14 protein-coding genes are annotated in these 19250 nt (G+C 49.7%); 8 read left to right on the forward strand and 6 right to left on the reverse strand.

Going from position 1 to position 19250, the window contains the following annotated elements; all coding sequences use genetic code 11:
• Nucleotides 1-239: 239 nt before the first annotated feature.
• Together CWM47_RS25115 and CWM47_RS25120 are read left to right on the forward strand one after the other, a co-directional pair.
• Nucleotides 240-9335, forward strand: a complete 9096-nt coding sequence (locus CWM47_RS25115) for an SdrD B-like domain-containing protein (RefSeq protein WP_170069448.1) — start codon at nt 240-242, stop codon at nt 9333-9335.
• Between the two features lie 191 nt (nt 9336-9526).
• Nucleotides 9527-10708: a sodium:proton exchanger gene (locus CWM47_RS25120; RefSeq protein ID WP_100991045.1), complete on the forward strand. Its 1182-nt coding sequence runs from the start codon at nt 9527-9529 to the stop codon at nt 10706-10708.
• A 45-nt stretch (nt 10709-10753) separates the two neighbouring features.
• Here CWM47_RS25120 and CWM47_RS25125 read toward each other — a convergent pair whose 3' ends face one another.
• Nucleotides 10754-11068: a hypothetical protein gene (locus CWM47_RS25125; RefSeq protein ID WP_100991047.1), complete on the reverse strand. Its 315-nt coding sequence runs from the start codon at nt 11066-11068 to the stop codon at nt 10754-10756.
• A 146-nt stretch (nt 11069-11214) separates the two neighbouring features.
• On the opposite strand from CWM47_RS25125, the gene nhaD reads away from it, so the two are divergent.
• Nucleotides 11215-12510, forward strand: a complete 1296-nt coding sequence (nhaD, locus tag CWM47_RS25130; protein ID WP_100991049.1) for a sodium:proton antiporter NhaD — start codon at nt 11215-11217, stop codon at nt 12508-12510.
• A gap of 79 nt (nt 12511-12589) precedes the next feature.
• Complete coding sequence (locus CWM47_RS25135) at nt 12590-13303, forward strand: LolA-like protein (RefSeq protein WP_100991051.1); 714 nt, start codon at nt 12590-12592, stop codon at nt 13301-13303.
• 73 nt (nt 13304-13376) lie between these two features.
• On the opposite strand, the gene CWM47_RS25140 is transcribed toward CWM47_RS25135, so the two are convergent.
• The 5 genes from CWM47_RS25140 to CWM47_RS25160 all read right to left on the reverse strand — a co-directional run bounded on the left by CWM47_RS25140 (nt 13377) and on the right by CWM47_RS25160 (nt 16418).
• Nucleotides 13377-14147, reverse strand: coding sequence for a hypothetical protein (locus tag CWM47_RS25140; protein WP_100991053.1), 771 nt, complete (start codon nt 14145-14147; stop codon nt 13377-13379).
• Nucleotides 14148-14327: 180 nt separating this feature from the next.
• Complete coding sequence (locus CWM47_RS25145; protein ID WP_100991055.1) at nt 14328-14627, reverse strand: winged helix-turn-helix domain-containing protein; 300 nt, start codon at nt 14625-14627, stop codon at nt 14328-14330.
• Nucleotides 14624-15271, reverse strand: coding sequence for a hypothetical protein (locus CWM47_RS25150; protein ID WP_100991057.1), 648 nt, complete (start codon nt 15269-15271; stop codon nt 14624-14626). Before CWM47_RS25150 ends, CWM47_RS25145 begins: the two co-directional genes overlap by 4 nt.
• Before the next feature lie 60 nt (nt 15272-15331).
• Nucleotides 15332-15709 (reverse strand): diacylglycerol kinase family protein, encoded by a 378-nt coding sequence (locus CWM47_RS25155; RefSeq protein ID WP_100991059.1) that lies wholly within the window; start codon nt 15707-15709, stop codon nt 15332-15334.
• On the reverse strand, nt 15702-16418 hold the full coding sequence (locus tag CWM47_RS25160; RefSeq protein ID WP_100991061.1) for a DUF1361 domain-containing protein: 717 nt from the start codon (nt 16416-16418) through the stop codon (nt 15702-15704). The genes CWM47_RS25155 and CWM47_RS25160 overlap by 8 nt, the downstream gene beginning before the upstream one ends.
• 198 nt (nt 16419-16616) lie before the next feature.
• Between CWM47_RS25160 and mazG the strand changes: the two genes are divergently transcribed.
• The 4 genes from mazG to CWM47_RS25180 all read left to right on the forward strand — a co-directional run bounded on the left by mazG (nt 16617) and on the right by CWM47_RS25180 (nt 19235).
• Nucleotides 16617-17441 carry a nucleoside triphosphate pyrophosphohydrolase gene (gene mazG / locus CWM47_RS25165; protein ID WP_100991063.1) on the forward strand — a complete coding sequence of 275 codons (825 nt, stop codon included), beginning with the start codon at nt 16617-16619 and terminating at the stop codon, nt 17439-17441.
• 84 nt (nt 17442-17525) lie between these two features.
• Nucleotides 17526-18290: a metallophosphoesterase gene (locus CWM47_RS25170; protein ID WP_100991065.1), complete on the forward strand. Its 765-nt coding sequence runs from the start codon at nt 17526-17528 to the stop codon at nt 18288-18290.
• 176 nt (nt 18291-18466) lie between these two features.
• Nucleotides 18467-18808, forward strand: a complete 342-nt coding sequence (locus CWM47_RS25175) for a hypothetical protein (protein WP_100991067.1) — start codon at nt 18467-18469, stop codon at nt 18806-18808.
• Nucleotides 18809-18812: 4 nt separating this feature from the next.
• Nucleotides 18813-19235, forward strand: a complete 423-nt coding sequence (locus CWM47_RS25180) for a hypothetical protein (protein ID WP_100991069.1) — start codon at nt 18813-18815, stop codon at nt 19233-19235.
• The last annotated feature ends 15 nt before the right edge of the window (nt 19236-19250 follow it).

A 19250-nucleotide genomic window follows, 5' to 3' on the forward strand; every position in this document is an offset into this window, starting at 1 on the left:
TAGGTGACGAGTGATTTGATTTATTTATTCCCTAGACTATGCAATTTACGTCTATCTACTTCCGGTTAATTAAGTGTCTGCTGCAAGTTTTTGCAGTATCCTTTCGTCGATTGGCATTTCGGCAAATTGATCGACAGTCAGTTTGGCCTGCGTCGCTGCAATTTCCTTTAATCACTAGGATAAGCCTGAATAATGCTTCCCCTGCGCGTGCAAGTGCGTTAGGCCTACTACTTTGGCTTATGGCATCGCTGTCAGCCCAGGCACAGGTATCGGGCCGGGTTTATCAGGACTTTAATGCAAATGGGGTCTATGACATATCCGCCACAATTGCCTCGGCAGATGGCACGACCCTACCAGTGGCCGTTGATAAAGGGATTGCCGGGGTTGTTGTCAACGCATATGGACCAACAGGTTCACTGGCTGGTACGGCCACGACTGCTGCCGATGGTACGTATACTATTGCTGGTGCTACGGGCAACGTACGTGTTGAATTCTCTATACTTCCTACAAACTATTTATCAGGGCCAGTTGGTACGAATAGTGGCACGTCGGTGCAGTTTGTCACAGCTCCTGCTACAAACATAAATTTCGGAATTAACCGACCCTGGGATTATAGCGAAAACAACCCGGCACTGGTAACAAACTGTTACGTTCCGCTAAGCAGGACAGGTACGTATACAGCAAGCGATGTTATCGTAACCGTCCCCAATAATGCGGGCTCCAGTGTGTATTCAGGGGGTGTGGGCTGTACATCTTGCCCTACTGCTTACAATTTACCTGCACCGAACCATCTGGCAACGCATGCGCAGGTTGGGTCAACATTTGGATTGGGCTGGCAAGCCAGTACCAAGACGCTTTTTGCGGCAACCTATATCAAACAGTTTACCGATATTGGCCCTCAGGGAACAGGGGCTATTTATCGGATCAATATGACCAACCCAAGTGCGCCGGTTGTTATGACAGGTGCCCCAAATACCGTAACTGGTCCAATTGATCTGAACCTGATTTTTGGGGCCGGTACAATGGGAGCAAATCCGTTTTCGCCTTACCCGGACTTCAACACGGTAACTGGTCGACAAATAGTTGGTGATGCCGTATTCAACGCTGGTTTTTCAGACATCGACGTTTCGGAAGATGGAAAAACACTTTATGCGTTAAGTTTCAAGGATAAAAAAATATATAGTATCCCCATCGACGGATCGCCAATAAATTCAACGACGGTGAAGTCTGCTGTCATTCCCGTTATTAGTGGGCAAACGCTCGCTAATGTTCGACCAACCGGAATGGGAATAAAAGATGGTAAAGTATATGTGATTACACAAGGCAGTTTTGCTATTGATGCCTCAAATGACTACGATACAGGTGTAGACTTCGTTGGTAGTGTACGTTATCCGTATTTAAATGGCACAGGAATTGGTACGCAACACGCGGTATACGCGTATGATCCGGCTACAAACACGTTTACAACAACCCCCGTTCTAAGCTTCAATAATCGGGACGCTAACAGTAACTGGATCTGGTACTGGGGCATTATTTATATGGATCTGGTTTTCGATGATAAAGGAGCCATGATTTTGGGTGGCAGAAATATATCGAATGACGTTGTAGGCGGCACAACTGGTGCTCGTTTGGTTAGAGCCAGCAAAAATGGTTCGGGAGTTTATGACATTGAAGATGGCGGAAGTTCAGGCGGTATTACCACCGGTGGTTCTACAGTTAGCAATGGTAGTGTTAGCAATGGGTTATACTATTATCAGGTCGATCCAGTAGATGGTGGTGAAGGCGATTCGAATGGCGGTCTGGCTCAGATACCAGGCCATCCAAACGTTATTGAAACGCAGTATGATCCGTTCGAGGTCTATACCGCAGGTCTGCGTTGGTTGAATAATACAACCGGAAAGAGTACAAAAGCGGTCGAGATTGTCGCTCCCAGCAACCCTTTTTCATTCAACGGTGTAAATTTTGATAATAAAGCGGGGGTATTGGGTGAATTGGAAGCCCTTTCGTCTCCGGCTCCTATCGAAATCGGTAACCGAGTTTGGAACGATACCAATAATGATGGTATTCAAAATGCGGGTGAAACAGGTATTGCCGGTGTCAGCGTCTCACTCTGCACGGGCGCAGGTGCTCCCATCGCCACTGCTGTGACCGACGCCAATGGTACCTATTACTTCTCGTCGGGCAGCGGCACCACGACAGGTTCAGTCATTTATAGCCTGTCGGCGCTAACGGCCAACACAAACTATCAATTAAAATTCCCCACAACCAATAGTAGCAAATCGCTGGTAACGGCCAACGCGGGTGCCGACAACATCGACTCAGATGCTCCGGCCTCTGGCGTTGTATCGTTCTCCACGGCGAGTATCGGTGCTAACGACCATACGTTCGATGTGGGGTATGGAGCTGCTACTTGTGCGCTTTCGACCACGGTTACTGCTGGGACTTGTACTCCCGCTACCAATCAATATGCCGTATCAGGTACTCTATCTTTGATCAATAATGCAGCAGGTGGCACGGCCACTATCACTGATGGAACGGCCACGACTACAGTCACGATTGCAGCCAACGCAACGACGGCCAGCTATATCTTAACGGGCTTGACGTCTGACGCGGCCAGCCACACCGTAACGGTGAGCTTACCCGGTTGCGGAACGGCCACGGTGGGTTATACGGCTCCGGGGAGTTGCTCATCTGCGGCATCTTCTTGCTCAATCACCATCAAACCCACTGTGTCAGGTTGTTACTCCGTGAGTGGGGTAAGCAAGGCCACCGTCAGCGTGGAAGTAGGCTGGAGCAACGCGCCAACGGGAAATATTACCGTGACCTATGCGGGCCAGACCAAGACCATCACACCGGGATCATTTACAACGTCTGCCAACTCAGGCACGATAGTCTCGCCCCAGGTGGTAGCCTTCGAAGTTGATCTAAGCACGGCTACTTCAGGCCAGACCGCCATCGCCACCTTCAACAACAGCACAACCTGCACCATCACCAGCTCGGCAATTATCCTACCTGCTGCCTGCCTGCCTACGCCCTGTACAACAGGGCAAACTGGTGGTACCGTCTTTAATGACTACAACGCCAATGGTATTCATGAGTCTGGCGAAACCACGGGGATACCGAGTGTAACGGTTAAGGCATTCGATTGCAATGGTGCATTGGTCGGCACCACAACCACCGACCAGTATGGTCGATATACGTTTACAGGACTGACAGCCTCCAATTACCCGATTCGGGTAGAGTTTAGCGGTTTGCCTGCTATTTATGGGCAGGGAACGCTGAATGGTTCAGATGGCCGCACTACGGTGCAGTTTGTGAATGCAGCCAGTTGTACGATTGATCTGGGCGTATTGGATCCGACTGATTATTGTGAAAGTAACCCTAAGTTAGTTGTACCCTGTTATGTCTATGGTGACCCCCAAACTGGGTCATTATCGGGCCAACGCGATGCCGTAGTCATGTTTGACTATAACCTGGCGGGGGCTCCGGACATGACGAAGATGACCGAAGTGGCCAAAGCCGAACAGGTAGGCACGCTCTGGGGCGAAGCCTACGACAAGGACACCAAGCGGTTATACATGTCGGCTACCCTGAAACGACACGCAGGGCTTGGCCCCCTGGGCCTGGGCGGTATCTACGTTGCGGATTTGACTAATCTGTCCGCTCCGGTTACGACAGCCTATATTGATGTAACAACGCTGGGGATCAACGTCGGTTCGTCCACCGCAACGGATACCTGGTTCGGTGTTACCAATCTAACTCGTGGTTTGTCAACAGACCCCAGTAAAGCCAGTGTCGACCTTAACGCATACAAGGCCATTGGAAAAGCGGGTATTGGCGGCATTTCGTTGTCTGCTGATGGCAAGAAGCTGTATTTTACCAACCTGTACGACAAAAAACTATACGTCCTGAACGTGGGTACGGGTGCAGCCACCCTGGATAAATCTATTGATTTCCTGTCAGCTGCATCTTGCCCTAACGGGGATCTCCGCCCCTGGGCTACTAAATTCTACAGGGGAAAAGTCTATGCGGGTGTTGTTTGTGATGCTGGCACCTCGCAAAATCAGGCAGACATGCGGGCATTTGTTTACCAGATTGACCCCAGCACCAATGCGTCGTCTGTTATTTTCGACTTCCCACTGACCTATCCGAAGGGGACGCCTAATACCCAGTTTCCAGATCGGACAGGCTGGTATCCCTGGACAGATGATTGGTCGCTCAAAATAGCCCCTAATAACACGGTTGATAAAGACCGGGTTGTTCACCCGGAACCGATCTTCAATGATATCGAATTTGATATTGACGGGTCAATGGTACTGGCCTTTGGTGACCGTACTGCCGTTCAGACAGGTCTTAATAACTACGGCCCCTACGCACCGTACAGCACCAATTCCTCGTATCAAGGCAACGTTGGCGGAGATATTCTTCGGGCTTATTCAACCGGCATCAGCTTTGTTTTAGAGAACAACGCCAAAGCGGGTCCGGTGACTGGTGCTGGTCTTAACAACAATCAGGGTCCCGGCTTCGGCGAATTTTATAATGACAAGGTTGCTTCTTTTCACTCTGAGGATATCGTGGGTGGACTGGCGTTACTGCCAGGCAGCGGAGAAGTGGTTGCCGTTGCGATGGATCCTTCGACAAGTCCTCTGGTTCTCAATGCTGGTGGTGTTCGACATTTTAATAATACGACAGGCGCAGTGAACAGTGGCTATGCTGTTTACAAATCTAATACTGGAGATGGCACCTATGGTAAGGCTACGGGCTTAGGCGATTTGATCCTAACCTGTAGCACACCCACCTATCTGGAAATCGGCAACCGGGTTTGGGTAGATACCAATAAGGACGGCATTCAGGATCCCTGCGAAAAATCGATGGCGGGCGTAAACGTGGCCCTCTATCAAGGAAACACGCTTATCGCCACGGCTACCACCGATGCCAACGGGGAGTACTATTTCAACAATAACCCCGTCAGCAGCACAGTAGTCGGCACAACGTCTACGACGCTAATTCAGCCCAACACGGCCTATACGGTTCGTTTTGGTACGGATGGCACCACAAATCAGTACGACAACACGACGGGTATTCTGACAACCAGTATTGGTAAGTTTAACGTAACCACAGCCTTCAGCACAGCGCCCACAGCCAACACCCTCAATGACAGCAACGCCCTGGTATCGGGCGGCTTCCTGTCGGCCAATGTGACCACGGGTGCGGCCGGTTCGGTGAACCATACGATTGATGCAGGCTTCATCTGCGCCCCTACTACGGTAGGCAGCGTGAGCGTGGTAAAAGCTACCTGCACCGGCACTACGGCTAACAACGATGGTCAAGTCCTGTTAACGGGGGTTGTATGTGGCGATAAAGCATTTATCTACACATCGGGTCCGGCTCCATCGTATACCGCAACGGGTGGCTTATCGGTATCAGCTTCGGCCGTTAGTTTCACCGGTTTGGTGAACCCCAGTACATCGGCGGGTCAGAGCTATTCAATTATTGTTTACAACGGCCCCTGCTGCTTTACAACCGTAACGGCAGTGTTGCCGCAGCAGGTTTGCACGGCAGTTCCTTGCAGCATCTCAGCCACGGCTGCTGCCACCTGCAACAACAACGGCACACTCGATAGCAACACGGACGATTACACTAGCTTCGTCCTGACGCCATACAATGCCGTGCAGGGCAGCCGCTTTACCATAACCGCCACGCAGGCAGGCTCGCCCATTGCCATCACATTTCCCGATGGAACAACAACGACTTCTGGCGCATCCATGAGTGCGCTGAGTTATGCCTACCCAACCCCGTTCCGCACAGGGGTGGGCACGGCTGGCAAAGGCAATATCATCATCACCATCACCGATGTCAATAACGCCACCTGTACCACTCATGTTACGGTAGTCGATCCCGGCACCTGTGCACCGGCTGTCTGTGTGGGAACTACGCCGACCTCAGTAAGCTATGCCTACCAGACGCCGTTCCAGACAACAGAACTGGCTAACGTACCTTTACTGCTCAATAAATTTGATAATGGCGGTGGAACCCGTACGCTGACGGGGGTGAAACTCACCTACAAAATATTCGAGGCCACCAATTACCTCTTCGAGAATGCCTCCAGCACATCGAATGATTTTGTAGCGACAACCTCAGGCACTGCCCGCATGAAGCTGAGTGGCACCACCATTATCACGGCAGGCTTCCCCAATGTCACCACAGGTGATTTAACATTACCTGCGGGTGTGACCGTAGCGGCTCAGGGGACCTATTCGGGCGATGCCCCCTTTGGAACCTCGAATGTATCGACGCTTAAAGGAATGGATTCGTGGTTAACGCCCCTGCTTCAGGATATCTTCATTGATCCCCGGCTCGATCCTCGCTGGGTAACAACAGCTACTGGCAACCCTGGCAACGATGCTGATATTTATGTATGGGCTCCTCAATCATTCTCGTCGACGGGAGTAACCACCTACACGGCCACGACTGATCTGACTCATTTTGTAGGAAGCGGAACGATCCCTCTGGTAGCCTCTACGGTAAATGGCTTTGGTTTTATTGGCGGTGGAGGAAATATACTCTCCATTCAAAACACAAAGGCCTATGCCTGCGCTACGGTAGAGTACACCTATATCTGTACGGTGTGTTCGCTAACGGCCACGGCTACGCCAACAGTTTGTAATCCAGTAACGAATCAATATGATGTATCAGGCACGATTAGTTTAACCAGTAATCTGGCAGGTGGTGTAGCTACCATCACGGATGGCACGGTTAGTACGAGTGTAACTGTAGGAGTTTCTGCTACCAGTGTTGCTTACTCCCTAACGGGCTTAACTTCAGACGGAGCCAATCATACCCTAACGGTTACGTTAGCGGGTTGCGGTTCGGCAACGGTGGGTTATACAGCACCGGCCAGTTGTACAATAGCCGCAACTATTTTGGTTACTTCCGCGACGGTCTGTTACGGTTCATCCGCTACGCTGGTGGCTTCGGGTTGCACCGGCACCATCACCTGGTCAAGCGGGGCAACGGGGGCTTCTTTCGTCACCCCGGCCCTGACGGCCACCACTGATTACACGGCTACCTGTACCACCTCGACGGGGTCAACCACCTCGGCGGTGGGCACCGTGACGGTGATGCCCCAACCGGTGCTGAGCCTGCAAGCCAGCGCAACGCTGGTGACGGTGGGCACACCAGTGAGCCTGTCGGCCATCGGTTGTGTGGGCACGGTAAGCTGGCCCACCGGCGTTACGGGCGCTTCCATCAGTGTGACCCCGGCTAACCCCACCAATGTCTACTCGGCCACCTGTACCACAGGCCCGGGTTGCACCACGGTAGCAACCACGACCATCAACACAGCGCCCTCGGCGAGTCTGGTGGTGATCTCGGCGACGGTCTGTTACGGTTCATCCGCTACGCTGGTGGCTTCAGGCTGCACCGGCACCATCACCTGGTCAAGCGGGGCAACGGGGGCTTCTTTCGTCACCCCGGCCCTGACGGCCACCACTGATTACACGGCTACCTGTACCACCTCGACGGGGTCAACCACCTCGGCGGTGGGCACCGTGACGGTGATGCGCCAACCGGTATTGAGTCTGCAAGCCAGCGCAACGCTGGTGACGGTGGGCACACCAGTGAGCCTGTCGGCCATCGGCTGTGTGGGCACGGTTAGCTGGTCAACGGGTGCAACGGGGGCTGCTATCAGTGTGACCCCGGCCAACCCCACCAATGTCTACTCGGCCACCTGTACCACAAGCCCGGGTTGCACTACGGTGGCCTCCACCACCATCAGCACGACCCTAGCCTGCTCACTGAGCGTAACGACCACGAGCCTGCCTAAAGGACAGGTGGGAGTTGCTTATAACCAGACTATCGTAACCACTGGCGGTACGGCTCCGTTGAACTTCTCGGTCTCAGGTGGTAACCTGCCAACAGGCCTGAGCCTCAACGCCACGACCGGTATCATCTCCGGTACACCAACCGTTAGTGGATCATTCCCCACCACGATCACCGTTACCGATGCCAAAGCCTGTCAGGTTAAACTGTCCCTCTCGGTCTTCCAGATCGACCCGGCTCCACAAACCGCATCTTTGGGTGACTTTGTCTGGTACGATACCAATAAGAATGGCCAGCAGGATGGACTTGAAACGGGCGTGGCCGGGGTAATTGTCAAGCTGTTTGACCCCACCTCGTCGACGGTAACCCCTATTGCCAGTCTGACAACTGATGCCAGTGGCAAGTACCTGTTTACCAACCTCACTCCGGGCCAGTACTGTGTGATCTTCCAGACAACGACTTTGCCTGTGGGCTACAGTCTGACTCTGGCCAACACGGGGGCTGATGCCACTGATAGTGATGCTAGTCCGGTAACGGGTAAAACGGCCACCTACACGCTCACGGCTGGTCAGCAGGAGCTGAGTGTCGATGCGGGCATCATCGCCCCGGCCATCAGCCTCAATCTGGATAAACTTGTTGACAAGAGCCGGGCAAAAGTGGGGGATGTGCTGACTTACACCCTGGTGCTGACCAACACAGGCACCGTCACCGCAACCAATGTGGTGGTGAGCGACGTAAGCACGGTTGGTTTGCGCTATGTAGCGGGGTCGGCTAGCGCCCCGGCGGGCAGTACCTTCACGCAGGGCAATCCGCTCAGCACGTGGACTATCGCCAGTCTGGGGGCGGGTCAACACCTGGATCTGACTTTCCAGGCCATTGCCGACAGTAGTGGTATTCTTTACAACACAGCTACGATTCCGGGCGATACGGCCCGCGTTTGCACCAGCATTCCTTATCAGGTCTGCAAGGGAAGTGTGTATCAATTCCAGTTAGGTGTTGCCGTTGGGAGTCAGTCGTATCAATGGTATAAGGACGGCGTGGCCCTAACAGGCGCCAGCTCGAATACATTACTGGTAACGGCAGCGGGTTCCTACAGTGTGGCCATCAATGGGGTGGCGGGTTGTTTGACAGGCTCTTGCTGTCCGTTTATCATCGAAGAGATTGCCGATGTGGCATCTTATTCGCTGGCGGCTACGACGCCAACCTGTAACGGCACAGTGGCTCAGACCAACGGTCAACTAACGGTCACAGGTTTGGTGAGCAGCACGGCTACGTCATATACTTACCAGATCGTACTAGGGAGCAGTTTTGACAGTGGCACGTTGCTAACGGTTAATAAGACGGCTGTTCCTCTGAGTAGTATTCTGAGCAGTAGTTTGGCGCCCGGAACGTACACAGTACGGATTTACAATGCATCCGGCTGTTATCGTGACGTGACAGCGGTGATTCTACCCGCCAACTGTGTTTGTCCGCCACCGAAGTGTGTTCCGTTTGTTGTACAGAAGATACGCTGAATTAGACCTTAGTTTGTTCTGATAAATAAGTCCTCCTGCTGGTTTAGAGGTTGACTTGAAACGAGAAATCACTCAAAAATAGTGTCAGATTGTCTCAATGGCGTAGTCTGACATTATTTTCGAGTGATTTCTCGTTTCGATCAGACTGGGTTTCGTTTCGCCTAAATACCGACAATCAGTTATCTTGCCGCATGGATTCATCAATTCTAATTATTGTTCTGAGTTTGTCGGTACTGATTTCGTATGCTTTTGACTTGTTCAGCAGTCGGTTCAAAACGCCCTCTGTTTTGCTGCTTTTGCTGTTAGGTATGATTATCAGGCAGGCCACTCAGTATTTTGATGTTCAGGTGCCTTATGTTACAACGATTCTACCAACATTGGGCACGCTGGGCCTGATTCTGCTGGTGCTTGAGGGCGGCCTTGATCTTGAACTCCATACCGACCGATTAAGCGTACTTCGACGAACATCGCTAGCGTCATTGCTGGCTATCGTAGGCGGAACGTTACTGATGGCGGGTATGCTCTATCTGCTGTTGAACGATTCGTTCTACCATTGTCTGATTGCTGCCCTGCCCTTTTCCATCATCAGCAGTTCGGTTACGGTACAGCGACTGGATCAGCTGTCGGGGGTGCAACGTGAGTATGCCGTTTACGAATCGGCGTTTGCCAGCATATTGGGTATCATGGTCTTTAATTTTTTGTTGCTGAGCCGGGGGTCTGTTCTGGAAGCTGTTTGGCTGTTTACGCGAGATACCCTTTTCATGGCGCTTATCTCCCTGATTTGCTGCTTCGGGCTGCTTTACCTGATTGGTCGTATCAATCACCGAATCAAATTTCTTCCCATTATATCTGTGCTTTTTCTGGTCTACGCTTTGGCCGAAATCAACCACCTGTCGTCTTTATTGTTAATTCTTATTTTTGGCTTGTTTCTCAACAATACAGAATTGTTTATTCGTGGACGATTAAGTCTGATTCTTAAAAATGACTTGTTCGAGAAAGAACTTGATCAACTCAAAAATCTGACGGCCGAGGGCTCTTTTGTTGTGCGGACCTTTTTCTATCTGATTTTAGGCTATGCCGCTATCCCCAGTGAGTTAGTCGATACCGATGCAATGATCGTTAGTGCGTTGTTTATGGTCATTATCATTGCCTGGCGCTGGGTAACACTCCGGCTAACGTATTGGGGCGTTTCGAGTCCGTTATTGTGGATTGCTCCACGGGGTCTAATTACGATCCTGCTCTATTTGAATATCCCCGAAGATTTACGATTACAGGGTTTCCGCGAAGGGATCCCTATGGTAGTTGTTACCTTATCCTACCTGGTTGTCATGACAGGCGTATTGGGAAGTAAACCCGTGGGGGATGGAGAGTGAGGAGTGAAGAATAGTTAATTGTTTAAATTATTCTTCACTCTTCATTCAATTTAAGTATTGCCGGAAAGACCACCAGCGTCTTGATTTTAAATAGACCAGGTTATCTTCATTCGCGAAGGCTTCCCGTTCAAAACTGATGTTGCGATAAGCGTTGTAATGCTTCCTGTACTGAAACCGGCGAATAAGATACTCGACGGTATACCAGAGATAAAAAAGAACGATGCCTAGTTCGGCTTGCTGGCGCAGATGAATTCGTTCGTGGTTCAACAGGACAGGGCCCGGATTTGGATGCCTAACCAAAATAAACGGGAAAAGAGCCATCCCATCGGGGCCAAGTGAAGCAACGTGAATGACGAACATAGATACGGATAGCTGAATAGATACCTAACAGGAAGTAAGGCAAATTTGATCAATAACAGGCAAATTTGCGCTTAGTTTCCCTTTACCTGTTGCGCTTCCCTATTGTCGTCCTTGTACTTACACAGCATGAGCTGAAAACTTTTTCTATGACGTTACTACTTACAGGTTTTTTTATTATTGGTTATTTACTGATTAGCTTCGAACACTCGATTAAGATCAACAAAACAGCTACAGCACTCATTACAGGTATCGTTTGCTGGGCTGCCTATGCGCTATTGGCAACAAATGCCGAAGCTGTTGGGCATCAACTGGAACACCACCTGACTGACACGGCCGAAATTCTGTTTTTCCTGATGGGAGCCATGACGGTTGTTGAACTGATTGATGTACATGATGGCTTTACACTCATCACCGACCGTATTGCCAGCCGAAACATTCGTTCATTACTTTGGATTATCAGTCTGCTTTCGTTTTTTTTGTCGGCCCTTTTAGACAACCTCACAACATCTATTGTTATGGTGTCTGTTGCTCGCAAGCTCATTCGGAATGCCGAAGATCGACGTGTTGTGGCGGGCATGATAATCGTTGCGGCCAACGCAGGTGGTGCCTGGTCGCCCATTGGCGACGTGACAACAACCATGCTCTGGATTGGCGGACAAATTACCACGGTCAATATCATACGGACCGTAGTACTTCCCAGCCTGGTGTCCTTACTGGTGCCATTGGCCGTGTTGACCCGCTATTACAAATCTGAATCAGAGAGTAAAGCCCCAACAGTAAAGTCGGGGGCGAGTCGACCTTACGTAACGCCAACCTCCCGACGCGAGCGACGAATCATGCTGGCCATCGGCCTGGGTGGAATGCTGTTTGTGCCAATTTTCAAGACGCTCACCCATTTGCCCCCCTATATGGGCATGATGCTGGTACTGGGCCTGATCTGGGTAGCATCAGAAGTGCTGCATAGTGACAAGGACGAAGCCGAACGGAAGAAATTCACTGCGGCCTATGCCCTAAGCCGTATCGACACACCCAGTATTTTGTTTTTCCTTGGTATTTTATTGGCCGTAGGTGCGCTGGAGTCAACGGGTATTCTACGATCGCTGGCCGGATCACTTAGTCAGGCCGTTGGTAATCTGGATGTAATTATTTTCATGATTGGCGTTGTATCGGCGGTGGTTGATAACGTGCCTATTGTGGCGGCCACAATGGGTATGTATGATCTGAATACTTACGCGGTCGATACCAAAATCTGGACCTTTCTGGCGTATTGTGCCGGTACTGGCGGGAGCTTACTACTTATTGGATCGGCAGCGGGAGTGGCTGTTATGGGCATGGAAAAGCTGGCTTTTGGCTGGTATCTGCGTAAGATCAGCTGGCTTGCCTTACTTGGTTATGTGGCTGGTGCACTGGTCTTTTTGGTGGAGTTCGCGCTGACTGCCTGACCAACGGAATCCCTTTTCGTGTATCTTGTCGTTTCAGACCTGATAACTTAACTTTGATCTTGTACATCACCGAAAAATCATGAAAAAGCTACTATTAATTGTAAGCGCTTTTGCTCTGTTTTTGCCGTCAGCTGTTGCCCAAACGACACCAACGGCCGATGAGATAATCGACAAATACATTGCGGCCATTGGGGGAAAGGATGCGCTGGCGAAAGTGACGGATTTAACGACCAGCATGTCTAGTGAAGGCCAGAATGGCGCTATCATTATGATTACGCGGAAGCAGAAATTGCCCAATATGTTCTCGATGTTAATCAACGCCAACGGTATGGAGGTAATGCGACAAACCGGCGATGGCTCAAAAGTGCAGATGGGGGGGATGCAGGGCAGCCGTACGCTCGAAGGCCCGGCAGCCCTGCAAATGACCATAATGAGCACGCTTTTCCCTGAATTGCACTATGTCGAAAACGGGGTAAAGACGACGCTGGTTGGCCCCGAAAAAGTGGATGGCAAAGATACCTACAAGCTTAGCCACACTACTGCAGAAGGAACACCGACCTGGACCGATAATTTCGACGTTGCAACGGGGCTAAAAGTACAGGCGGTCACGACGGCCAAATCGCCACAGGGCGAAATGACGACTACCAGCGTGTTTTCAGATTACAAAGAGGTAAATGGTATCAAGTTTCCGATGACCATCTTACAGCAGTCGCCACGGGGGCCAATGACGATGACCGTCGACAATGTAAAAGTCAACAAAGGCATCAAAGACTCTGAATTTACGGTGAAGTAAATAGAACCTGATTTTATAAGAAAAGCCGCTGAAATTGAATTTCAGCGGCTTTTCTATTCACGTTCGTTTATCGTTAGTATGTAACTGGTGTTGTTGAACGAACACGCGTGCCAAAACCGAGCCGTAGCCCTGCATACCAGCCCGATAACTGAATGGCCGGGTTGTTTGCACTGATTTCATGACTGGCATCGAGGGGAGATCGACCGGTGAACCGGTATCCGGCATCCAGACCGATAACAAATGAACGTTCCATCGTAGAACAATCGAGTTGTCGCTGGCTGTAAGGTATGCGCAAGTGGGCAGTCAAACCAGCGTCGATACCCCCGCTGCTGGTTCGAAGCGTAGCCTTCTGGGTACTACCCGGATTCGTTAATATCGTATTGAGCGATGGGGCAGTACTGCTCACGGGCTCGACACCTAAATGAAATGGGATGGTGATGATGCTTAACTGAGGCCCTAATTGAAATTTTTCTGAATGAATTAAGCTGTATGTACCACCGATCTTAAAATAGTAAAACCCGGACGTTGCTTTATATGCGCCGTTCGTAACACGCTGACCAGACCCAAACGATAAGCCAAATTCTGATTGAAAAGCTAATGGCTTGTTGGCGCGTGAAAATTGAGAGGTTACACTAATGACAGGAACCTGCGATGATAGGTTGCCGTACCCAGCCTGTTGTAAGGCTTGATTCAATTCGCCTAAGTTGACACCCTGCATACCAAGGCGATAAGTTGTGATGGCATCGTAATTGCTCCAGCGAGAAACCGATCGCTGTGCCATTGCGGGGTTAAATAAAACCAGTGACAGGGCTACTATTTTCAGGTAAACGTTTAGGGTTTTCATAAGCTGTAGAGATGTTTTTATGTAAAGCTAAACGACTGATAGTCTGATTGTCCAGGGCTGTGAAAATTTAATGTGTTTTGTGTTACCAGGTGAATTTTGAACGTAACTCTAACAGCCCTTAATGAATAGGACGTGTGAAAAGCAGCACCTTCACTTATTGCAAAATAGCATTAACTGACGCTACAAATTCTTTATAAACTCTTCCAGCGCGTTCAGGTGATCGGTAAAGGCCTGTTGTCCGGTATTGGTGGCCGAGTACGTTGTGTTTGGTTTTCGACCAATAAATTGCTTTTGCACGGCAACATAGCCCGACTCTTCCAGGGCACGCAGGTGCGTAGCCAGATTGCCGTCGGTTAGGCCCAGTAACTCTTTAAGCGAGTTGAAACTCATCAACTCATTGACCATCAATACCGACATGATGCTTAGCCGCGCTTTGCTTTCAAAGGCTTTATTGAATTGAGCCAGCAGGTCGTTCTTCATGCGGTGGTACGTTCGTATTTATAGTACATGGCCAGACCATATACAATGTGTAAAATGCCAAATCCAATCGACCAGGTCAGCAGGTTGTAGCCCGGCCAGAAGAGGGATAATAATCCCAGTCCAATTTCGCAGTAGGCCAGTGACTCAACATCACGTACTGTGTATTTGCTGCCATTGAGCAGAGCTAGTCCATAAAAAATCAGCGTTACCGGAAAGGCCAGCCAAATTAGATTGTACTGTAATAAGGCAAGACAAAATATGCCTCCGGTGGCCAATGGAACAGCCATCGCCCAAAGTAGTCGTTGCGAGGATGTGTTCCAAACCGTTTGGCCTTGTCGGCGGGTTTTTCGAACGGTGAAGTAACTGCCGGAAAGTAGGGCAAGTGATAAAACAATAATGGCTACCGTAACTAAAAACTGCCTGACGTCCTGATGATTCCCACCTGCGTAAGAGCCCTGTGGACTAGTTTGAAGCGCAGTGAAAAAGCCTGTTTGTAAACGGAAAGAGACGATAACAGCTCCTGCCAGAGCGATAACCCCCGCCGAGACCCCCGATAGCCCACTTAGGGAGAGGAATTTGGAAGAACGTTCCATCAGGCTACGGATTTCCGTTAGCGTTTGCAGGTGTTCGCGCGATTCGTGCATGAGTAAATAAATTTTGAATGGGAGAATGAGCGATTGAATGAATAATGTCAGGAAACCAAACTAAGTAGTGAAAAATAGTCTATCCAATAAATGACCACCTAATATGATAAGACCGACGATGACGGCTATGATGGTTAAAATCAGAACGGCACCAGACGAGAGATCTTTGATTGCTTTGATTTGAGGATGCAAACCTGGGGAGACAAAATCGCACAGTTTTTCTATAGCCGTATTGAATGCTTCCGCTGCCCAGATTAAGCCGACTTGCGTCAGGATGATAGCCCATTCAACACGATTCAGGTTCAGCCAAAATCCAGCTGAGATGACCAGAATCGCTACCAGCAAGTGAACTTTGGCATTGTTCTCGAACCGAAACAAGTCGACAATACCCTCTCCGGCAAACCGGAAACTACGCAGCACTTTGCGGAAATCAATCATGGGGCAAATGTACTGCGTCGTTTTCATACTCGATGTACCAGTAGAAAGCTACATACATCAGAAATAGGACAAGGCCGTAAGCAAGGGTCAATTTCAGACTCAGGTGGTCGTGATAGGCGCGGGCAATAGCTATCGTCAACGCCGAGGGGCTTGTCAGCACATCCCAGCTGTTCCACCGGCCAACCCGGCCCAGGTAAATGCCGAATCCTGACAAGATCTGGCTACAAAAAATCAATGCCCAGGTAAGTGCGTTTCCTGCTGATGGCCGAATGATCCGATGAACAATCAAAATGGAATATAAACCCACCAGCAAGCCTGTCAGGGCAAACACGAACAGCGCCATGGTATCGAACCAAAGTAACGGTTGATCGACATTTCGAATGTGAAACAGATCGGTAATGATGTACGGCGCATTCGGCAAAAACGCCAGCCATGTTGCCAAACCACCGGCCAGTAACCATCGGTGTTTGAAACCCGACTGCCGTAAATCGCGCAACACCAGCACAACGCCTAACGGAAACCAGGCCAGAAAGAGGTTCCAGGTGAGCATAATAAAGAACCACCAGTTGCCTGTTAACAGGCAACTGGTCGTAACCAGGCCAAGGCCTATTACGGTTAACAGGGCTAATGCCCGTAAGCCCTTACCAGGCCGAGCGTCGCGAGGGGAGATCATACCGGATTGATAAGGAGAAGTAGCTATCGTGTGCATTGTATAAAGTACTTTGTTTTGCAAAGTAAGTAAATAAAAAGATTGCCTCTCATTTAGAGAGGCAATCTTTTTATTTACTGGGTTAGAATGGACTCGATTTGCTTCCGAAATCAGGCGGTTTGGAGAAGAGGAGGGAGGAGAGGATTTATTCTCATTTTACACCTATTCCCCTTTCTCCTTTTCCATTATCTTTACCGTATGACGTTTACTGAAATGCCCCCCCGCCGTCAGGAACAACTGATGGCGTTTGATCGACTCCTGACCATCATGGATGAGTTGCGCGAACAGTGCCCCTGGGATCGCAAACAAACCCTGGAAAGTCTGCGCCACCTCACCATCGAAGAAACATACGAACTCTCCGACGCCATTCTGGAAAAGGATTTGCCCGAAATCCGTAAAGAGTTAGGTGATATTCAGTTACACCTGGTTTTTTATGCCAAAATCGCATCGGAAACCGGAGATTTCGACATTGCTGATGTATTGAATGGAGTTTGTGAGAAACTTATTAGTCGCCATCCACACATTTATGCCGATGCTAGTGGTAGTAAAGTTATCGCCGATACCGAAGAGCAGGTAAAGGCAAACTGGGAGCAGCTTAAGCTTAAAGAAGGGAACAAGTCGGTGCTGGGTGGCGTGCCGGGGTCGTTACCCGCTCTGGTGAAAGCCATGCGTATACAGGAAAAAGCACGGGGAGCCGGTTTTGACTGGGACGAAAAAGAGCAGGTTTGGCAGAAAGTAGAAGAAGAAATGCAAGAGTTTAAAGCCGAATTCAACGCAGATACCAATGCGGTTATAGACCACCAGCGAGCCGAAGGTGAATTTGGTGATTTACTTTTCTCCCTTGTCAACTATGCCCGCTTCATAGATATTAACCCCGAAACCGCTCTTGAACGTACCAATAAAAAATTTATCAAGCGTTTTCAATACATCGAAGAACAAGCCCGTAACAATGGCAAAGCCCTCAGAGATATGACGCTGGCCGAAATGGACGTCTACTGGAACGAAGCCAAGAAAGATGTATGATATACGGTACATGAGGTATTATACACGAAAATACATCATGTACCGTATATCATATACCATACATACTACATCTTACATTAAATCATGCGTATTGCTTTCCTGACCGATATGCACTTAGGTGCCGATGGTGAACTTGTACAGGGTGTCGATGTTCGACAGAACTTTTTAAGGGCACTCGAAACTGTAGCTGAGTTGAAGCCGACCTGCTTAGTACTTGGCGGAGACATCTGCGATACCAAAGGCGATCCGGCCATCTATGCGTGGGTCAGAAAACAGATTGATCTACTCCCGTTTCCGAATTATGTGATTGCGGGTAATCACGATGACTCGGTAATTATGGCTGAGGTATTCAATAAACGCCACGATTTAACCAGTGGCGAATTGTATTATGCGTTGCCGCTGGAAGGTCGCCCGGCTTTGTTTCTGGATTCATCGAAGGGAGAATTTTCTGCTACCCAATGGGACTGGCTGCACGAGTATTTTTTGGCCCTTCGCGACAACAACATTGTGATATTCATGCACCATCCGCCCCTTCCTGCCGATGTCCAGTTTATGGATCGCAAATATGCTTTTCGGCAAAGCGATGAATTCCTGGAATTAGTGCGTGATTTGCCCTGTCATGTAACAGTCGTTTGTGGCCATTACCATGTTGAAAAAGTAGTGCAACGGGGCAATTTGCTGGTACTGCTAACGCCTTCTACGTTTTACCAGCTACAACAGGACACGCCCGAATTTGCGGTCGATAACTACCGGATTGGTATCCGAGAAATCAACCTGACAACACACGGCACAAATAGCACTGTGGTTTATCTGGAACCTGCCTCCATAAACCAGCGCGTTACACAATAACTCCTCGCGGGGCAAATGAACGTACTAATACGGGGATACATTATTGTCATAACGTATTGATACTTACCCTAAAATCAGCAGTTATACAAAAAGTAAAAGCCGTAGTTCTTCGCTATAATAAACTACGTTGCCAGCCGACTTTTGACGAAGTTTTCACCTTTAACTAACTTCTCAAAATGGAAGCACCTAAAGTAACCAAAGGCAGCGAATTTCATGTCGTGCTCGGCGGTTTGAAACTCTCCGATAAACTCGAAAATCACATTGCGTCGGAGATTCAGCGCGTTGTTGCAGCGGCCTTAACGGATTATCCAAACCCCGATGACCCGGATGGCGATGATGGTCTGGCAGGAGGTCGACGTCAACACGGTACCGGCCGGTTCGGTCCGTATGTAGTAATCCCGTCTAAAGATTGGCTGGGCCGTTGGCTTCAACTTGTAGGTAAAGATTTCAGGGTCAATCCTGAAGTGGTTGGCCAACTGGAGAAAAATCTGCAAAAAGGACTTCAGTTCAACGTTTAGGGGAATGGTAACGCCCCATACTACCTTATGCCCCAGTGCAACGGCTCAGGAAGGGGCGTTGCTGCTGGGCGTGGTTGGCCCCGACAAGTCGGTTCGGTTCCTGCCTGAACCGGAGCCAATGACCACCCAACTGACCGAGTCCGTTACCGCTATTGACAATCCCGAACAGCATTTTCGTTTTGCCAATAAGTGCGCAAAATCGGGTTGTAACCAATGGCAATCCGGACGATGCGGAGTAATTGATCTGGTTATGTCGGTCAATCAACATCTGGAGGCACCTGTTTCGTTACCCCCCTGCGCCATTCGGGCGCAATGTCGCTGGCACAAACAGAGTGGCCCTACAGCCTGTACCGTTTGTCTGTTCATCATCACCGATTCATCGAAAACCAGCGAAGAACGGCTTGAATACATTGACGCGAATTTTTAATGAATAATGTGTAAT

The sequence above is a fragment of the Spirosoma pollinicola genome (assembly GCF_002831565.1).
GTDB lineage: Bacteria > Bacteroidota > Bacteroidia > Cytophagales > Spirosomataceae > Spirosoma > Spirosoma pollinicola.

What these genes read in the sequence shown, in the direction of transcription:
- CWM47_RS25115 (WP_170069448.1), top strand. Translation starts at nt 240, where the DNA reads ATGGCATCGCTGTCAGCCCAGGCACAGGTATCGGGCCGGGTTTATCAG.
- CWM47_RS25120 (WP_100991045.1), top strand. Translation starts at nt 9,527, where the DNA reads ATGGATTCATCAATTCTAATTATTGTTCTGAGTTTGTCGGTACTGATT.
- CWM47_RS25125 (WP_100991047.1), bottom strand. Translation starts at nt 11,068, where the DNA reads ATGTTCGTCATTCACGTTGCTTCACTTGGCCCCGATGGGATGGCTCTT.
- nhaD (WP_100991049.1), top strand. Translation starts at nt 11,215, where the DNA reads ATGACGTTACTACTTACAGGTTTTTTTATTATTGGTTATTTACTGATT.
- CWM47_RS25135 (WP_100991051.1), top strand. Translation starts at nt 12,590, where the DNA reads ATGAAAAAGCTACTATTAATTGTAAGCGCTTTTGCTCTGTTTTTGCCG.
- CWM47_RS25140 (WP_100991053.1), bottom strand. Translation starts at nt 14,147, where the DNA reads ATGAAAACCCTAAACGTTTACCTGAAAATAGTAGCCCTGTCACTGGTT.
- CWM47_RS25145 (WP_100991055.1), bottom strand. Translation starts at nt 14,627, where the DNA reads ATGAAGAACGACCTGCTGGCTCAATTCAATAAAGCCTTTGAAAGCAAA.
- CWM47_RS25150 (WP_100991057.1), bottom strand. Translation starts at nt 15,271, where the DNA reads ATGCACGAATCGCGCGAACACCTGCAAACGCTAACGGAAATCCGTAGC.
- CWM47_RS25155 (WP_100991059.1), bottom strand. Translation starts at nt 15,709, where the DNA reads ATGATTGATTTCCGCAAAGTGCTGCGTAGTTTCCGGTTTGCCGGAGAG.
- CWM47_RS25160 (WP_100991061.1), bottom strand. Translation starts at nt 16,418, where the DNA reads ATGCACACGATAGCTACTTCTCCTTATCAATCCGGTATGATCTCCCCT.
- mazG (WP_100991063.1), top strand. Translation starts at nt 16,617, where the DNA reads ATGACGTTTACTGAAATGCCCCCCCGCCGTCAGGAACAACTGATGGCG.
- CWM47_RS25170 (WP_100991065.1), top strand. Translation starts at nt 17,526, where the DNA reads ATGCGTATTGCTTTCCTGACCGATATGCACTTAGGTGCCGATGGTGAA.
- CWM47_RS25175 (WP_100991067.1), top strand. Translation starts at nt 18,467, where the DNA reads ATGGAAGCACCTAAAGTAACCAAAGGCAGCGAATTTCATGTCGTGCTC.
- CWM47_RS25180 (WP_100991069.1), top strand. Translation starts at nt 18,813, where the DNA reads ATGGTAACGCCCCATACTACCTTATGCCCCAGTGCAACGGCTCAGGAA.